The organism is Nocardia sp. NPDC059154 (assembly GCF_042755705.1).
Taxonomy (GTDB): Bacteria; Actinomycetota; Actinomycetes; order Mycobacteriales; family Mycobacteriaceae; genus Nocardia.
In genome coordinates, this window is record NZ_JBHZCS010000026.1 from 79,172 (window position 1) to 94,754 (window position 15,583).

Here is a 15,583-nt window from a genome sequence, read left to right on the forward strand (position 1 = left end):
CGTGCTTGCCCGTGCAAGCACCCGAAAAGTTCCCGAGCCGGAACCCACCTCACCCCTGGCCAGCGCATTGATGTGAGAAAAAAAGACCGCCACCCGGATGATCCGGAGTGGCGGCCGAGTGTCTCGAACGCGGGCTACCAGCGCGGCCCGCGCTGGATCTCATCCACCTTGGGCCGGACATCGGCGAGGTAGACGCCGGTGGCCACGATCGCCGCGATACCCAGAATCCCCACCGGGGTCTGCGCCAGCAGCAGGGCGCCCAGCGACGCCAGCAGAATCGCGATCCACACCGGCTTGGTCAGCTTGTCCACGGCCGTGAAGGCATCCGGGCGCTGGCGAATCGCGTGCACGAGCGCGAACACCGTCATGCCGAGCGCACACAGCTGCAACACCGTCAAGATCAAGCTGGGGATTCCCATCACCTCACCCATCATACGGGTGAAGCCCTGCCCACCAGGGCTTCTCACCACGACACGGGTTGCGGAACTCCGATGCTCACACCGGCCGGTGGCACCGCATCCCTCGGAGGGCGGCTGCGTTCCCCCGAAACGCGGCCGCCCTCGCACACGTGAGTGTGCGAGGGCGACAAGCTTTTTCGCGAAGTGCGAGATCTACTTCTTGACGGGGGCAGCCTTCTTGACGGGGGCAGCCTTCTTGGCCGGAGCCTTCTTGGCGGCAGCCTTCTTGACCGGGGCCTCGTCCTCGACCGGAGCGGTCTCGGTGGTCACGTCCACGACCTCGGCGTCGACGGTCTCCTCCTCCTCGGCCTCTTCCTTACCGGCGAGCCCGATGTAGGGGCCGACCTGGTCGGTCACCTTGCCGAGGATGTCCTGGGTCTGCGACAGCAGGTCGTTGTAGCGGGTCTCGACCTGCTCGAAGCGCTCCTCGAAAGCCGGGTTGCTGCGCAGCTTCTCGACGGTCTCCTCGCCGCGGGCGGCCAGGTCGGCGTACAGGTCCAGCAGCTGGTGGTAGTACTGGTCGACCAGCTTGCGCAGCTCCTCGGCGGTGGCCTTCTCGCGCAGCTCGGCCAGGTCCTCGGGCAGCTCGGACGGCAGCGCCTGCACGCGCTGGCGCAGGGTCTCGGCCTGCTCCTGCAGGTCGGCCGGGAGGTTGGCGACGCGCTCGCGGGCCTCGTCGATGCGGCCCTGGACGTCGGCGGAGGTGGCGCGCTCGCGGATCTGCGAGACGGCGTCGAGCACGGCGGCGTAGATGGCGTCGCCCGCGCCGACCGTGGCGTAGATCGGCTTGGTCACGGTCGCGGTCAGGTTCGATTCGGTCATGATGGTTCGCTCTCCTGGCGTGGCGGAACTTCGGTTGTGCGGTGCGGAACCTCGTTGTCCCTGTTTCCCCCGGGAACGCCCCCCATTAGCTCCGTTGCGTCCCCTCTGTCCTCGTTCGCCTGGTTTTCCCGGCAGAACGATTCATAGATGTCCAGGAGGACCTGCTTCTGACGTTCGGTCAGGCCGGTATCGGCCAGCAGGGCATCCCGGACAGGGCCGTGCGGCCTCTGCTCGAGGTACCCGGCCCGCATGTACAAGACCTCCGAGGAGACCCGCAGACCCTTCGCGATCTGGGCGAGTACCTCGGCGGACGGGTTGCGCAGCCCGCGCTCGATCTGACTCAAGTACGGATTGCTCACCCCCGCCAGCTGTGCGAGCTGACGCAGCGAGACCTGGGCGGCCTCGCGTTGCGCCCGGATGAAGCCCCCGATGTCGTGAGCCGCGTTGGCTACGCGACCCGTCCGATCTCCGGCGGCGGACGTCTCCGCGCTGTCGCCCTCGATCGGTTCGGGAACCTCGGAATCGTGCTTCATCACTCACCTTCCGGCGGTTGTGCGGTCAATTCTAGGACGGGGTGCTAACTCTTGCAAGCGCTCTGCTAGCGCTGTTCACCGAATGGCACGTGGCAAACAGCCGGCGCTCCGCCCGCGGCGCTTATTGGTCAAATGTTCAGCCATTGAACAGCAAATGGGAGACGGCATAGATGACCAGGCCCGCCAGCGAACCGATCACCGTGCCGTTGATGCGAATGAATTGCAGATCCTTGCCCGCCGCCAATTCGATCTTGCGGCTGGCCTCCTCCGCATCCCAGCGGGCAACGGTGTCGCTGACCAGCGACGCGAACTCGACGCCGTAGTTCGTGACCAGGTACCGGACGCCGCGCTCGAGCCAGCCGTCCACCTTGTCGCGCATGGCGGCGTCGGTCGAGAGCCGCTCGCCCAGCTGCTGCACATTGTCGGCCACCTTGCGGCGCAGCGTGGAATTCGGATCGTCGGCCGACTCCAGGATCATGCGCTTGGCCGCCCGCCAGGTGGCCTGCGCCATCCCGGTGACCTCGCGCCGGCCCATGAGCTCGGTCTTGATCTTCTCCGCCTTTTCGATCATGGCGTCGTCGAATTGCAGATCATGGGCGAAATCCTCGAGGAAGCGATTCGCCGCCAGCCGCACCTCGTGATCGGGCTGGGTGCGCACCTTCCAGGTGAATTCCACCAGTTCCCGATAAATGCGCTCGGCCAGCAGCGAATTCACGAATTTCGGGGCCCAGGACGGCGCGTCCCGGTTCACGATGCGGTCCAGCGTCTCCTGCGAGTCCAGTGCCCACTGGTGCGCGCGCTCGGCCAGCAGGTCCAGCAGCGGAGCCTGCCGGTTGTCCGCGATCAGCTCGTTGAGCACCTTGCCGATGGGCGGACCCCACAGCGGCTCGGCGATGCGCTTGACGATGGTGTTGTCGATGATCTGCTCGACATCCTCGTCGCGCAGCACACCGATGACCGCGCGCAATATGGTCGCGCTCTCGTCGGAGATGCGTTCCGCGTGCGCCGGTTCGGCCATCCAGCGGCCCAGCCGGAGCGGGATCTGCGCGGAATTCACCTTGACGGCGACGGCCTCCGGCGACAGGAAATTGGTGCGCACGAATTCGCCGAGTCCGGCGCCCACCTGATCCTTCTTCTTGCGGATGATCGCGGTGTGCGGAATCGGCAGGCCCAGCGGATGCCGGAACAGCGCGGTGACGGCGAACCAGTCGGCCAGCGCACCGACCATGCCGGCTTCGGAGGCGGCCTTGACATAGCCGACCCACTCACCGCCCGCGCCGCGCGAAGTCATCCAGGCGCAGACGATATAGATGATCGTGGCCGCGGCGAGAAAGCCGGTGGCAATGGCCTTCATGCGCCACAGTTCGCGCTTCTTGCCCTCTTCGTCCAGGAGATCGGCGAACGCTCCGCCGCCGTTGGGTGTGGTCTTCATCGGCTTCGGCTCGGTCGTGTCGAGTACCCCGGCACCGCCGGCAGGTTGCTCCATATCGTCCATTCTGGCGCGTGGTGTGACGAACTCCCCGCCACCGGGCCCTTCCCGATCGGCGACGATCCACAGCATGGGAGGCTTAAGCTGAATAGGCCCAGGCCCAGGACGCGAACAAGGAGCCAACGCAGCGTGACCACCAAAGGCAGCGTGAGTGCCGCCGTGGAGGCGGCCACCGGTCCACGCGGTGGTCGTGTCGACGGCCGCAAACGCCGCTGGCAACAGCACAAGATCGACCGGCGCGAGGAGCTGGTGGACGGCACCCTCGCCGCCATCCGCAAGCGCGGCGGCGATGCCGGCATGGATGAGATCGCCGCCGAGATCGGCGTCTCGAAAACCGTGCTCTACCGGTATTTCTCGGACAAGCAGGACCTGACCCGCGCCACCATGGAGCGGTTCATCGAGACCACGCTGATGCCGCGCATCTACGAGGCCATCAGCGACGACCTCGACGAGTATCAGCTGGTCCGCAATACCTTGGCGGCCTATGTACACACCGTCGACTCGGACACCGATGTCTACCGGTTCATCATGGGCAACGGCTCGGCCACCGACACCTCCACCCTCGCCGATTTCGAGAAGCTCTTCGCGCAGGTGGTCTCGGCGGTCATCATCGACAAGTCCTTCGACCGCGGCATCCAGACCGAAGGCGCGATGCTGTGGTCCTACGTGCTGGTCGGTGGCGTGCAGCTGGCCACCGACTGGTGGATCTCCAACCGCACCATGTCCAGCGAGGAAATGCTCGACTACCTCACGATGATGGCGTGGAGCGCCATCGAGGGCATGGTCCGCGCGGGCGGCGACCGGCACTACTTCAACGCGCGCCCGCACGTGCTGCCGGACCCGGAAAACCGCGAAAACAGTGCTAGCTGACGGCTAGCACTCGAGTTCGCAGTGTGGTTAGGCTGAACCCGGCGGACCACACCACGGGGCATCCGCCGTGTCGGCACCAACGGGGGTGTTGGCTCCCATGGAGGGTCACTATGGCGAAAGAGCTGCCCACATCCAGGCTTGCGCGGGGGACGAAGCTGGGAATTGCCGTCGCCGGTAATGCCTTGCGCGCCCAGAAGACTCGACGATCCATGCGCGGGCGCTCCGAGGCCGTGCGAGCGCGGATGGCCGAGGAGTCCATGATCCGGGCCACCGAGCAGATGGTCATGGTGCTGGGCACCATGAAGGGTGTGGCCATGAAGCTCGGGCAGATGCTGTCCGTGCTGGACCTGGATCTGGTGCCGCCGGAGCATCGGGAACGGTTCCAGCGCCGGCTGGCGGTGCTGCGCGACAGCGCGCCCACGGTGTCGTTCGAGGTGATGCGGGCGGTCATCGAGGAGGACTTCGGGCAGCCACTGGAAGCCGTTTTCGCCGAATTCGATCCGCAACCCGTGGCCGCGGCCTCGATCGGGCAGGTCTACAAGGCGACGCTGCACGACGGCCGCGAGGTCGCGGTCAAGGTGCAGTACCCGGGCATCGACGTCGCGGTGCGCGCGGATCTGAAGAACCTGGCCATGTTCCGGCGCATCCTGCAATCGGCCATGCCGTGGGTGACCCCGGCCGTGCTGGACGAACTGCGCCTGAATCTGGAGAGCGAACTCGACTACGTCGCGGAAGCCACTACCCAGAAACAGATTTCGGAGTTGTTCACCGGGCACCCGTTCATCGTGGTGCCGACCACCTACCCGGAACTGTCCACCACCCGGGTGCTGGTGAGCGAGTACTTCCCGGGCCGCGGCTTCGACGAGATCCGGGAACTGCCTGCGGCGGAACGCAATCGGATCGGCGAGATCATCTACCGCTTCTACGTGGGCTCGCTGTTCACCTTCAACGAGTTCTGCGGCGACCCGCATCCGGGCAATCTGCTGCTCGGCCCGGACGGCCGGGTGGCGTTCCTGGACTTCGGGCTCTTCAACCGGATGGATCCCGAGCACGTGCAGTTCGAGGCCATCTGTATTCGCGCCGCGGCCGAGGAGCGGGCCGAGGATCTGCGCGATCTCATGGTCGAGCGCGGGGTCATCGATTCGCCGGAGGAGATCACGCCCGAGGAGTGCCTGGAATACGTGCTGGCGGCCTGCGAGTGGGCGCTGGTGGACGAGGATCTCACCATCACCCCCGAATTGGCCTCCGGCGCTTTCGTTCTGGCGGTGGATCCGCGGGCCAGCGAGTTCACCGGGATGAAGCAGCAGAATCTGCCGCCCGAGCATCTGTTCTCCCGGCGGGCCGACTTCCTCACCTTCGGCATGCTGGGGCAGCTGGAGGCGACCGGCAATTGGCATCGCATCGCGCGCGAGTGGCTCTACGGGGACGAGCCGGTCACCGAACTCGGCCGCGCCCATCACAACTGGCTGGCGAGCCGCCCGGCTCCGGCGCCGACCACCGGGGGGCCGACCAAGAAGACCCGTAAGCGCGCCGCCAAGGCGTGAAACCTCACCGACGGGAAAGAAGAGCCATGGCCAACAGGGAATTCGACATCGTCCTATTCGGGGCGACCGGCTTCGTAGGCAAGCTGACCGCGCAGTATCTCGCCGAGGCGGCACCGGCCGGTGCGCGCATCGCGCTGGCGGGGCGGTCGCCGGAGAAGCTGGCCGCCGTGCGCACGGAACTCGGGGCCGCGGCGGCGGAATGGCCGCTGGTGCAGGCGGATTCCACCGATCAGGCCAGCCTGGACGCGCTGGCGGCGCGCACCTCGGTGGTGGTCACCACCGTGGGCCCGTACCTGCGCTACGGGTTGCCGCTGGTGCAGGCGTGTGCCGAGAACGGCACGCACTACGCCGATCTCACCGGTGAGCCGCTGTTCATCCGGGAGTGCATCGACCGCTTCGGCGAGCGGGCCGCCCAGACCGGCGCGAAGATCGTGAATTCCTGTGGCTACGACTCGATTCCGTCGGATCTGAGCGTGTATCAGCTGTACAAGCGCAGTGTCGTGGACAACGCCGGCGAGCTCACCGACGTCACCCTGGTGGCCTGGCTCAAGGGTGGGGCCAGCGGCGGCACCATCGATTCCGGGCGGGCCATGATGGAGGCCATCGCGGAGGATCCGAGCAAGGCGTCGGTGATGTCGCACCCGTATTCGCTGAGCCCCGACAAGGCCATGGAGCCCGACGTCGGCCGCCAGAGCGATCAGGCGCTCTCGCGGGCCTCGGCCATCGATCCGAGCCTGGACGGCTGGGTGGCGACCTTCATCATGGGCGCGCACAACACCAAGATCGTGCGCCGCTCCAATGGCCTGCTGGGCTGGCCGTACGGCAAGAACTTCCGCTACCGGGAGGTCATGAGCGCGGGCTCCTCGGCCACCGCGCCGCTGGTCGCCGCGGGCATCGCGGGCGGGATCGTGGCCACCATGGCGGCGGGCGCGGTGCTCTCGCGAGTGGCCGTGGGCCGCAAGCTGATCGACCGCATCGTGCCCAAGCCGGGCACCGGGCCGAGCGAGCAGGCCCGGCGCAGCGGCTGGTTCACCATGCGCACCTTCGCGCACACCACCTCGGGCGCGAAGTACGAGTGCACCTTCGCCGGCAAGGGTGACCCGGGCTATCAGGCCACCTCGGTCATGCTGGGCCAGGCCGGCCTGTGCCTGGCCTTCGACAGCCTGCCGGAGCTGGCGGGCATTCTCACCCCGGCCTCGGCCATGGGTGACGCGCTGAGCGAGCGGTTGCGCGCGGCGGGCATCACCATCGAGGTCGCGCCCGTCTGACGCGCCGTGGCGGTCACGTCCGGCGCGCCGCGGCGGTCACGTCCGGCGCGCCGCGGCGGTCACGCCGGAGTGCTGTATTCCGCGATGAGCTCGCGGTAGCGATCGAAGGCGGGCTTCGGCGTGTAATCCGAACGCAGGAGCCCGAATTCGAGGTTCATATCGCCCTGATCGCTGTAGGAGTCGCGCAGGCCGAAGTGCTCGTAGGTGGTGATGTTGAGCTCGCCGGCCAGGCCGTCGACGAGGCGCACCACGGTCCCGAGCATCTCGGCCTGCCGCGCATAGGACCGGTCCGGCCCGGTGGCCCAGCCGTTTTCGGTGATGTGGATGGGGGTGGTGGCCGGAATGCCCGCAGCGGCCAGGCTTTCGCGGCGGAAGGCGGTCACCACCGCGGTGATGGCGGCTTCCAGGCTCTCGGCGGCGATCGGGCGGAAGACGTCGGGGAAGAAATCCAGGCCGACATAGTCGAGCGCGGCGGCGAATTCGCGCCCGCCCCGGCGGCCCAGATCGGTCCAGAACTCCTGTGCCGGATCGAAGATCGGTGTCGAGTTGCAGCCGACGCGGACCGCGAGGCCGAGCCGGTCGACCTCCGCGCGGGCGGCGCGCACCCCCTCGATGATGGCCTGCCGGACCTGCGGGTAGCCGCCGTTGCCGCCGGGTCCGGCATGGTTGGGCTCCTCCGCGATCTGCAGTGAGCAGAGCACCGGTCCGTAGTCGCGAATCTGCTTGCGCAGGAACGCGAGCCAGCCGGTGAGGTCGTCGCCCGGTTCGTGGAAGCACACCACCAGATCGAGTTTCCGGTGCGCCGTGGCGTACTGCCAGGGCTGCGGCGGCGCCTCCTGGAACCCGCCGCGCGCGTCGCTGTAGAGGACGTAGCCGCGCACCACGAACGGATGCTCGCGGTGCAGTTCGTCCAGGGCGGCCGTGATGCGGTCGGCCTGTTCCGGTGGGCCGGGCGTGACATTGCCGAACTGATCGCCGGCGAGTCCGCCGGCATAGATGCCGAATCTGAGCGTCATGGGTCCGACCGTACCTCGAATTTTGGTGTCACACCAATTTTAGTGTCACACCTATACTGCTCTGCGACAGGAAGGAGAGGTCGTTGGCACTGCGCGAGGAGAAGAAGCGCGCCACCCGGACCGCACTGGCCGACGCCGCCATGGCGTTGTTCGTGGAGAAGGGCTTCGACAAGGTGACCGTCGCCGAGGTGGCGCGCGCCGCGAACGTCTCGGTCAACACGGCGTTCAACTACTTTCCGACCAAGGAGGACCTGTTCTTCGACCGTCAGGACGAGGTCGCGAACCGGCTCGCGACCGCCGTCCGCGACCGCGAGCCGGGCGAATCGGCGGCCGCGGCCGTGCGACGCGCCTTCCTCGACCGGGTGCGGCGCGACGACCCCACCCTCGGCCTCTCCCCCGGCGCCACCACCTTCTGGCGCATGATCGACGAAAGCCCTGCCCTGCAGGCCCGATTGCGCCGAATCGGCGAGCAGACCGAGGCAGCCCTGGCCGTGGCGCTCGCGGCGGCCACCGGCGCGAGCCCGGACGACTCCACGCCGAGACTCGCCGCGTCCGCCCTCGCGGGACTGGATCGCGCGCTGCACGCGGAGATCCGCCGGGCCACGCTGGCGGGAGCGGACCCGGAGACGGTGCGCGCCACCGCGATCCGGGCCGCGACCGGCGGATTCGACACGGCAGTAGCGGGACTTGCCGACTACGGGCGGTGACGCGACGGCCGTCAGGCCGGCGTGTGCTCGATCAATGCGGTGAGCGCGGCGCGCAGGTCGGGGCGGGCCGCATCGGAATACAGTTCGGTGAGCGCGATCTCGGCCACCATGGCGATGACCAGGTGCGCCACCGCGGGCGGGTCCGCCCAGCCCAGCTGCTCGATATCGGGCGCGATCGCCGCGGCGACCAGCTGATTGCGGGCGGTCACCTCGTCGAGCAGATCGGCCTCGGTGCGGGACTGGGCGAGAAAGGCTTTGGTGCCCCGGGTGGCGAGGCAGGCGTCGAGGTAGGCGGTGAGGCCGGCGCGCAGTCGCTCGCGGCCGGGCGCAAGGTCGCCGACGGCGGCGAGGACGAGACCGGTCAGCTCGTCGTGATACCGGCGATGCAGGGCGACGACATAGCTGCGCCGATCCGGAAAGTGATGGTAGAAGGTGCCTTTCGCCATGCCGGCGGCCTGGACCACGGCATTGACCGACAGTCCGGCCAGGCCTGTGCGCGCGGCGACCTCCGCCCCGGCGTCGAGCAGGGCGTTGCGGCCGGGTTCCGCTGGTCGGGGCATGGCCGGAATCCTTTCCTGCGCTGTCTCTTCCCCCCGAGGGTACACAGCGGCTAGCCTATGACCGACCGGTCGGTCATACGCGGCGCGTAGGGGGCATCGTGAGGCCGACCGGCACGAATCCCCGGGAGTACCCATGCGATCGGCCACCCGCTGCCTCACCGCCGCCGTCCTGTTCGCCGCCGCGCTCGCCGGACGCCCGGCCGCGGCCGACGAGCCGAATCCGTCCTACAGCTACTTCGGCGGACTGGCGGCCGAGCTCACCGCGCCCGGGCAGCCGCCGCCCGGCGCGAACGACTGGTCCTGCAAACCCGCTGCCGCGCACCCGAATCCGGTGGTGCTGCTGCACGGGCTGTCCAATGACACCGTCACCTGGAACACCCTGTCCGCGGTCCTCACGAACGCCGGATACTGCGTGTTCACCACGACCTACGGCACCGGCGCGCTCGGCCCGGTCCTGGGCGCGATCACGCCGGTCGAGACCAGCGCCCGGCAGATCTCCGACTTCATCGACCGGGTGCGCGCCGAAACCGGTTCGGACAAGGTCGATCTCGTCGGTCATTCGATGGGCGGCGCGGTGCCGTTCTACGCCCTGAACCACCTCGGCGCCATCCCGAAGATCGACCGCTACGTGGCGCTGGCCGCGCCGCTGCACGGCTCCACGGTCAGCGGCCTCGCGAACCTGCAGCCGCTGCTCGAATCCACCGCGCCCGGAGCGGAACTGGCCGCGCAGTGCGGGCCGTGCCAGCTCTCGCCCGGCTCGAAGATCGCCATCGATCTGAACGCGGACCCGGCCCTCGCACCGGACATCCGGTTCACCACCGTGGTCTCCCGCTACGACGAGATCGCCACCCCCTGGACCACCGGCCTGCTGGACGGACCCAATGTCGACGACGTGGTGCTGCAGGACCTCTGCCCGGCCGACTACACCGAGCACTACGAGCTGCCCGCGGATCCGGTCACGGTGCGCGTGGTCCTCAATGCCCTCGATCCCGCGCACGCCGAACCCGTCTCCTGCACGGTCGTCCTGCCTTTCGCAGGACCGCTGGATCGATAGCAATCCACCATTCGAGTGCGGCAGGTCACAGATTGCGCGTGCCGGTGACAGGCAGCACCCGCAGAATCTCTCCGGTAGGGTCGCGGACGGGACGGAGGTGGTACCCAAGAAAGGGGGGTCGGCCACGTGAAATGGATCCTGACCCCGGACGAGTTCGCGATGATCTGGACCCGCGAAACCGATCTGGAACGCCGTCCCTATCCGCTCGACACGACTCCGGCGACACCCGAGAATCCCGACGACGCATCGCAATTCGGTCCGATCACCCCGGGCGGCGCGCCGGCGCGCTTCATGCGCCGCACCGATCCCGACCTGGCCGCGGCACTGACCCTGTGCGCCCGCACCGACACCACCACCGTCACCCTGTACGGCGAGCGCACCGCCGGCCCGGAGGCCCGGCGCATTCTCGCCTTCGCGGCGGTGGCACAGCAGCGGGTGGGCATTCTGGTCTCGCTGCCGGACGCGGTGACGGTATCGCTGTGTCCCGCTGAGCAATTGGGGCGGGAACTGGTGGAGGTCATCGGGTCGGCGCCGCCGGGACGGCTGGAGCCGCTGCGCGAACCGCAGCAGGCGGTGCTGTATCCCGACGCCGCCGGCACCGGCGCGGAGGCCGACCGCTTCCGCCACAAACTGCGGGAACCGGTGGACGGGCGCGGATTCATCACCGTCACGGTCGAACCGGCGAATCCGCTGTCGCCGCCGACCCGGCATCGCACCTGGCTGGACTTCTCCGGTGACGGCCGCTATCTGCTGACCACGGCCGCCGACCTCACCCTGACCCCGGTCACCGATGAGGAATTGGCCGCGCACCTGGTGCAGCTGGCCCGGGTGTGAGTGCGGGCGCCGGTCGGGTTCGGCGCGGTTGCCTGCGGGAAACCACGCCCCCGTGCTAGGCATGATGAATGGCGAAGGCGACATCCTGGTCGAAACCGGTCACCAAGGCGCTACGCGCCGATGGCGTCAGGGTGATCGATCTGAATACATCCGCGACTCCGGGTTTCAAGGGCGACAAGCGCGCCGGCGAGGCCCTGCTCGAGGAACGCCGCGCGGTGTTGTCGGATCTGCAGGAAAAGCTCTATGCCAACGGCCGTTCCGGTGACACCCGCAGCGTGCTGCTGGTGCTGCAGGGCATGGACACCGCGGGCAAGGGCGGCATCGTCCGGCACGTGATCGGTTCGGTGGACCCGCAGGGCGTGGATCACGCGGCCTTCGGGGTGCCGACGCCGGAGGAACAGAAGCACCACTACCTGTGGCGCATTCGCAAGAAGCTGCCGCGCGGCGGGCAGCTCGGCGTGTTCGACCGCTCTCACTATGAGGACGTGCTGGTGGTGCGGGTGCACGATCTGGTCGCGCCGGAGGTGTGGGGCAAGCGCTACGACGAGATCAACAAGTTCGAGCGCAAGCTGGTGGACGACGGCACGACCGTGGTGAAGGTGGCCATGTTCGTCTCGCTGGACGAACAGAAGAAGCGGCTCATGCAGCGGCTGGACCGGCCCGACAAGTACTGGAAGTTCAACCCGGGCGATATCGACGAGCGGGCGTACTGGCCGCAGTACCAGGAGGCGTACCAAGCGGTGCTGGACCGCACCAATACCGACTACGCGCCCTGGTACGTGCTGCCCTGCGATTCCAAGTGGTACGCACGGCTGGCCGTCACCGAACTGCTCATCGACGCCCTGCAGGGCCTGAAGCTGGACTGGCCGCCCGCGGAGTTCGATATCGCCGAACAGAAAAAACGTCTCATCCAGGGGTGATTCACACCCCTACCGGGTGAATTCTCGCCGCTGACCACGGAAAATCGCTCGTCGTCGCAGACCGGGCGCGACTCGGCACGCACACATGCAGGAATCTCTCAGGTTCTCGGGTGAAGATGGGCGCGCACGTGTCGTGACAACGGAAGGCGTGGTGAGCACAGAGGTGAGCACTAAACCGGGTGACCGTAAAAATCCGCTCGCGAAAGCGGCGCGGGCCGAACGCAACCGCAAGATCTTCATCCAGGTCGGCGTGGCCGCGGTTCTGGTCGGTCTGGTGGCGGCCATCGGCATCGGTCTGGCGATCCGCAAGCACGACGACAACAAGGGCGCGCCGGCCGCGTCGTCGGCCTCGTTCGCCCCGGCCGTCACCCACGATCCGAGCACGGGCGCGATTCCACCGAACGTCACCCCCGGCGGCGCCATCCGCATCGGCAATCCGGACGCCAAGGCGAAGATCCAGATCGTCGCCGACCTGCAGTGCCCGGCCTGCAAGATGTTCGAGGGCTACAACTCCGACGTGCTGGCCAAGGCGGTCCAGAACGGTTCCGCCACCATCGATTACAACATCATCTCCTTCCTGGACCGGGCCTCCAACGGCAACCAGTACTCGACCCGCGCGGCCAATGCCGCCTATGTGGTCGCGACCGCGGACCCGTCGAAGTTCCAGGCCTGGCTGGGCACCATGTTCGGCAAGCAGCCGCCGGAGAACGGCAACGGCATGACCGATGACCAGCTCATCCAGATCGCGGCCGACGCCGGATACACCGATCCGCAGGTGGCGCAGGACATTCGGGACGGCAAGTACATCCAGTTCGTGAAGGACGAGACCAAGGCGGTCTTCGCCACCGGCCTGCAGTCCACCCCGACCGTGTACGTGAACGGCAGCCAGGTGCAGGATGCCAAGACGCTCATGAGCCCGGGCGGCATGACCTCGGCGATCGAGAACGCGAGCAAGTGATGATCGCGGCGGGTCCCCGCTCGGCCTGGCCGCTGCTGCTGGGTGCGTTGATCGGCTGGGCGGCGTCGGTGACGCTGCTGGTCGAGAAGTTCAAGTTGCTGACCGAGCCCGGCTACAAGCCGATCTGCTCCATCGATCAGACCCTCTCGTGCTCGACGGTCATGGAATCGCCGACCGCGGCGTTGTTCGGATTCCCCAATCCGATCATCGGCGTGGTGGGATTCTCGGTGGTCGTCACCATCGGCGTGCTGGTGGTGTGCGGAATTGCCCTGCCGCGCTGGTTCTTCGGCGCCCTGTGGTTCGGCCTGCTGCTCGGTGTGGCGTTCATCTGCTACCTGGTGTGGGACGCGGTGTTCAAGATTCACGCGCTGTGCCCGTGGTGCATGGTGGTGTGGGCGGTGACGCCGGCGCTGCTGGCCATCGTGACCAACCTGCTGTGGGGACGCTCGCGGGGACTGCTGCAGATCCTGGTGGAGTGGCGGTGGACGCTGGTCGCCGTCTTCTACGCGGTGGTCATCCTGATCGTGTACCTCCAGTTCCAGTCGTACTGGAACAGCAAGTTCTAGTTGGGCGGGCCGACGGTGAGCGTCACGTTCACCGTCCGGTGCCCGCCGTTCGGTTCGCTGACCTCGAGCCGCACCACATCGTCCGGTCGATGGGCGTTGAGTGCGGCTTTCAGCATTTGTGAGCTGGTGATGGCGCGGTCGTCGAGGGCGGTGATGACCTCGCCGTCGGTGAGTCCGGCCGCGTAGGCGGGCAGTCCGTAGATGGACACGTCGATGCGCGCGCCGGCCGGCTGCGCGTCGGAGGTGAGGATGCCCAGGGTGGCGGTGGGGCCGATGTGCACGGTGTCGGTCGGTGTGCCGGAACGGATCTGGCGGACCACGTTCATGGCGGTGTCGATGGGCACGGCATAACCGTTGGGGCCCTTGCCCGTTGCCTTCTGCATGTCGCCCGAGGCGGCGGTGATGACGCCGATGACCGAGGCGTAGCGGTCCACCAGCGCGCCGCCGGACTGGCCGGCGGCCACCGCGGCCGCGACCTCGATCATGCCGTGCAGCGATTTCCGCGACAGGTCGGCGGCATTGCGGGCCACAATGGCCGAATCCAGATTGGTGATGGACCCGCCCACCGCGGTCGGCGAGCCGGTGCCGCCCGCATTGCCGATGGCCAGCACGGCGTCGCCCAGGTGCAGTGGGGCGGAGTTGCCGATATGGGCGACCGGGAGCCCGCCGGCGCCGTTCAGATCCAGCACGGCGATATCGGCGCCGGAGTCGTAGCCGGCGACGGTGGCGGTGTAGGTCGCGCCGGTGCCGACATCCGAAACCGTCACGGTGTCAGCGCCTTTGATGACGTGGTGGCTGGTGAGCACCTCGCCCTCGGCGGTCAGCACGATGCCGGAGCCGGCCGCGCCCAGGCCGTAGGGTCGGATGCCGGCGGTGATGTTCACCAGCGCCGGTTCGGCCACCCGTGAGACCAGATCGACATCCAGCGGCGGCAGCGACGGGCCGGCCAGCTCGGCGGTGGTGGCATCGTCGCGGAACGGCCAGCGCGGCAGTTCGCCGCGGTAGCCGAGAAACCCGGTGATGCCGAGGACGGCGGCGACGACCAGTGCCAGGGTGCGCCCGCCCCGGCCGGGCCGACGGCCCCGGGCCGGGTAGGGGCCGGTAGCGCCGCCCGCCGGATCAACCCCGCGCGTGTCGCTGTCCACGGACCCTCCCGATTGCGGTTCGCCCGCCAACTCGAGCATGTCTGTCTATTGGTGTACCAGTATTTCAATGGCTCAGTGCCGCAACAACCAACATGGCCAGCACCCCGGCCAGGGTGCACAGCAGCGGTCCCCGGGCGGGTTTGCCCGCATGTGCCTCGGGCAGGATATCGGCCGTGGCGAGATAGAGCAGGAAGCCCGCGAAATAGCCGAGATACAGGCCGACGAGTTCGGCGGGCACCCGCACCAGCGTGCCGATGATCGCGCCGACCACCGGGGCGACGGCATCCAGTCCGAGCATGATCAGGCCGCGTGTGCGGGCATTGCCGTACAGCGTGGTCAGGGTGAAAGTGTTGAATCCGTCGGCGAAGTCGTGGCAGATGACCGCGATGGCCACCGCCACGCCGACCGCCGCGCCGGCCTGGAAACCGAAGCCGATGCTGAGGCCGTCGAGGGTGGAGTGGAACACCAGGCCCGCGCCCGCGAGCAGGCCGAGCGAGGAGAAGTCGTGATTGTGCCGGTGCGCGACGAATTCGTCCTCGTAGCCGGTGTGCAGGGCCATCGAGCGCTCGATCACGTGCACGGTGAAGAAACCGACCACCGCGGCCAGCAGCGGCACCGGCACGCCGAGCGCGATGCGGCTGTCCTGCTCCAGCGCGTCGGGCATCAGGTCGAAGGCCACCACGCCCAGCATGACGCCCGCGGCCAGGCCGAGCACCAGCCGCTTGCGATCACCGATGTGCACCGCCAACAGCCCGCCGATCAGGGTGGCGCACATGGAGAGCAGGGACAGCAGAATGGCCATTCCGCCAGCATGACGCCGTTGGCGGCCGGATTGCCAC

17 protein-coding genes are annotated in these 15,583 nt (G+C 68.0%); 9 read left to right on the forward strand and 8 right to left on the reverse strand.

What is annotated here, in order from left to right:
* Nucleotides 1-134: 134 nt before the first annotated feature.
* The 4 genes from ACFXN1_RS22975 to ACFXN1_RS22990 form a co-directional block, all read right to left on the reverse strand.
* Nucleotides 135-419, reverse strand: coding sequence for a DUF2516 family protein (locus tag ACFXN1_RS22975; protein ID WP_379399588.1), 285 nt, complete (start codon nt 417-419; stop codon nt 135-137).
* Between the two features lie 192 nt (nt 420-611).
* On the reverse strand, nt 612-1,280 hold the full coding sequence (locus tag ACFXN1_RS22980; RefSeq protein ID WP_379438139.1) for a heparin-binding hemagglutinin: 669 nt from the start codon (nt 1,278-1,280) through the stop codon (nt 612-614).
* Nucleotides 1,277-1,813, reverse strand: a complete 537-nt coding sequence (locus ACFXN1_RS22985) for a helix-turn-helix domain-containing protein (RefSeq protein WP_379399590.1) — start codon at nt 1,811-1,813, stop codon at nt 1,277-1,279. Before ACFXN1_RS22985 ends, ACFXN1_RS22980 begins: the two co-directional genes overlap by 4 nt.
* A 136-nt stretch (nt 1,814-1,949) precedes the next feature.
* On the reverse strand, nt 1,950-3,245 hold the full coding sequence (locus ACFXN1_RS22990; RefSeq protein WP_379399608.1) for a DUF445 domain-containing protein: 1,296 nt from the start codon (nt 3,243-3,245) through the stop codon (nt 1,950-1,952).
* A gap of 186 nt (nt 3,246-3,431) precedes the next feature.
* On the opposite strand from ACFXN1_RS22990, the gene ACFXN1_RS22995 reads away from it, so the two are divergent.
* The 3 genes from ACFXN1_RS22995 to ACFXN1_RS23005 all read left to right on the forward strand — a co-directional run bounded on the left by ACFXN1_RS22995 (nt 3,432) and on the right by ACFXN1_RS23005 (nt 6,984).
* On the forward strand, nt 3,432-4,172 hold the full coding sequence (locus ACFXN1_RS22995) for a TetR/AcrR family transcriptional regulator (RefSeq protein ID WP_379389195.1): 741 nt from the start codon (nt 3,432-3,434) through the stop codon (nt 4,170-4,172).
* Nucleotides 4,173-4,282: 110 nt separating this feature from the next.
* Nucleotides 4,283-5,716: an ABC1 kinase family protein gene (locus tag ACFXN1_RS23000; RefSeq protein WP_379438138.1), complete on the forward strand. Its 1,434-nt coding sequence runs from the start codon at nt 4,283-4,285 to the stop codon at nt 5,714-5,716.
* A gap of 26 nt (nt 5,717-5,742) precedes the next feature.
* A complete protein-coding gene (locus tag ACFXN1_RS23005; RefSeq protein WP_379438137.1) occupies nt 5,743-6,984 on the forward strand; it encodes a saccharopine dehydrogenase family protein in 1,242 nt (413 codons plus the stop codon).
* Nucleotides 6,985-7,043: 59 nt separating this feature from the next.
* Here the strand turns inward: ACFXN1_RS23005 and ACFXN1_RS23010 are convergent, their stop codons facing one another.
* Nucleotides 7,044-8,000, reverse strand: a complete 957-nt coding sequence (locus ACFXN1_RS23010; RefSeq protein WP_379438136.1) for a hypothetical protein — start codon at nt 7,998-8,000, stop codon at nt 7,044-7,046.
* An 83-nt stretch (nt 8,001-8,083) separates the two neighbouring features.
* Between ACFXN1_RS23010 and ACFXN1_RS23015 the strand changes: the two genes are divergently transcribed.
* Nucleotides 8,084-8,707, forward strand: a complete 624-nt coding sequence (locus ACFXN1_RS23015; RefSeq protein ID WP_379399594.1) for a TetR/AcrR family transcriptional regulator — start codon at nt 8,084-8,086, stop codon at nt 8,705-8,707.
* A gap of 11 nt (nt 8,708-8,718) precedes the next feature.
* On the opposite strand, the gene ACFXN1_RS23020 is transcribed toward ACFXN1_RS23015, so the two are convergent.
* A complete protein-coding gene (locus ACFXN1_RS23020) occupies nt 8,719-9,267 on the reverse strand; it encodes a TetR/AcrR family transcriptional regulator (RefSeq protein ID WP_379421240.1) in 549 nt (182 codons plus the stop codon).
* Nucleotides 9,268-9,400: 133 nt separating this feature from the next.
* On the opposite strand from ACFXN1_RS23020, the gene ACFXN1_RS23025 reads away from it, so the two are divergent.
* The 5 genes from ACFXN1_RS23025 to ACFXN1_RS23045 all read left to right on the forward strand — a co-directional run bounded on the left by ACFXN1_RS23025 (nt 9,401) and on the right by ACFXN1_RS23045 (nt 13,599).
* Nucleotides 9,401-10,321 (forward strand): esterase/lipase family protein, encoded by a 921-nt coding sequence (locus ACFXN1_RS23025; RefSeq protein ID WP_379446381.1) that lies wholly within the window; start codon nt 9,401-9,403, stop codon nt 10,319-10,321.
* 126 nt (nt 10,322-10,447) lie between these two features.
* Nucleotides 10,448-11,155: an ESX secretion-associated protein EspG gene (locus tag ACFXN1_RS23030; protein ID WP_379446382.1), complete on the forward strand. Its 708-nt coding sequence runs from the start codon at nt 10,448-10,450 to the stop codon at nt 11,153-11,155.
* A 68-nt stretch (nt 11,156-11,223) separates the two neighbouring features.
* Complete coding sequence (locus ACFXN1_RS23035) at nt 11,224-12,075, forward strand: polyphosphate kinase 2 family protein (protein ID WP_379446383.1); 852 nt, start codon at nt 11,224-11,226, stop codon at nt 12,073-12,075.
* A gap of 163 nt (nt 12,076-12,238) precedes the next feature.
* On the forward strand, nt 12,239-13,033 hold the full coding sequence (locus ACFXN1_RS23040; RefSeq protein ID WP_379446384.1) for a DsbA family protein: 795 nt from the start codon (nt 12,239-12,241) through the stop codon (nt 13,031-13,033).
* Complete coding sequence (locus ACFXN1_RS23045; protein ID WP_379446385.1) at nt 13,033-13,599, forward strand: vitamin K epoxide reductase family protein; 567 nt, start codon at nt 13,033-13,035, stop codon at nt 13,597-13,599. The genes ACFXN1_RS23040 and ACFXN1_RS23045 overlap by 1 nt, the downstream gene beginning before the upstream one ends.
* On the opposite strand, the gene ACFXN1_RS23050 is transcribed toward ACFXN1_RS23045, so the two are convergent.
* Nucleotides 13,596-14,744 carry a S1C family serine protease gene (locus ACFXN1_RS23050; protein ID WP_379404192.1) on the reverse strand — a complete coding sequence of 383 codons (1,149 nt, stop codon included), beginning with the start codon at nt 14,742-14,744 and terminating at the stop codon, nt 13,596-13,598. The two genes, ACFXN1_RS23045 and ACFXN1_RS23050, sit on opposite strands and share 4 nt — an antisense overlap.
* Nucleotides 14,745-14,808: 64 nt before the next feature.
* Nucleotides 14,809-15,546, reverse strand: a complete 738-nt coding sequence (locus ACFXN1_RS23055; RefSeq protein WP_379446386.1) for a ZIP family metal transporter — start codon at nt 15,544-15,546, stop codon at nt 14,809-14,811.
* Between the last annotated feature and the right edge of the window lie 37 nt (nt 15,547-15,583).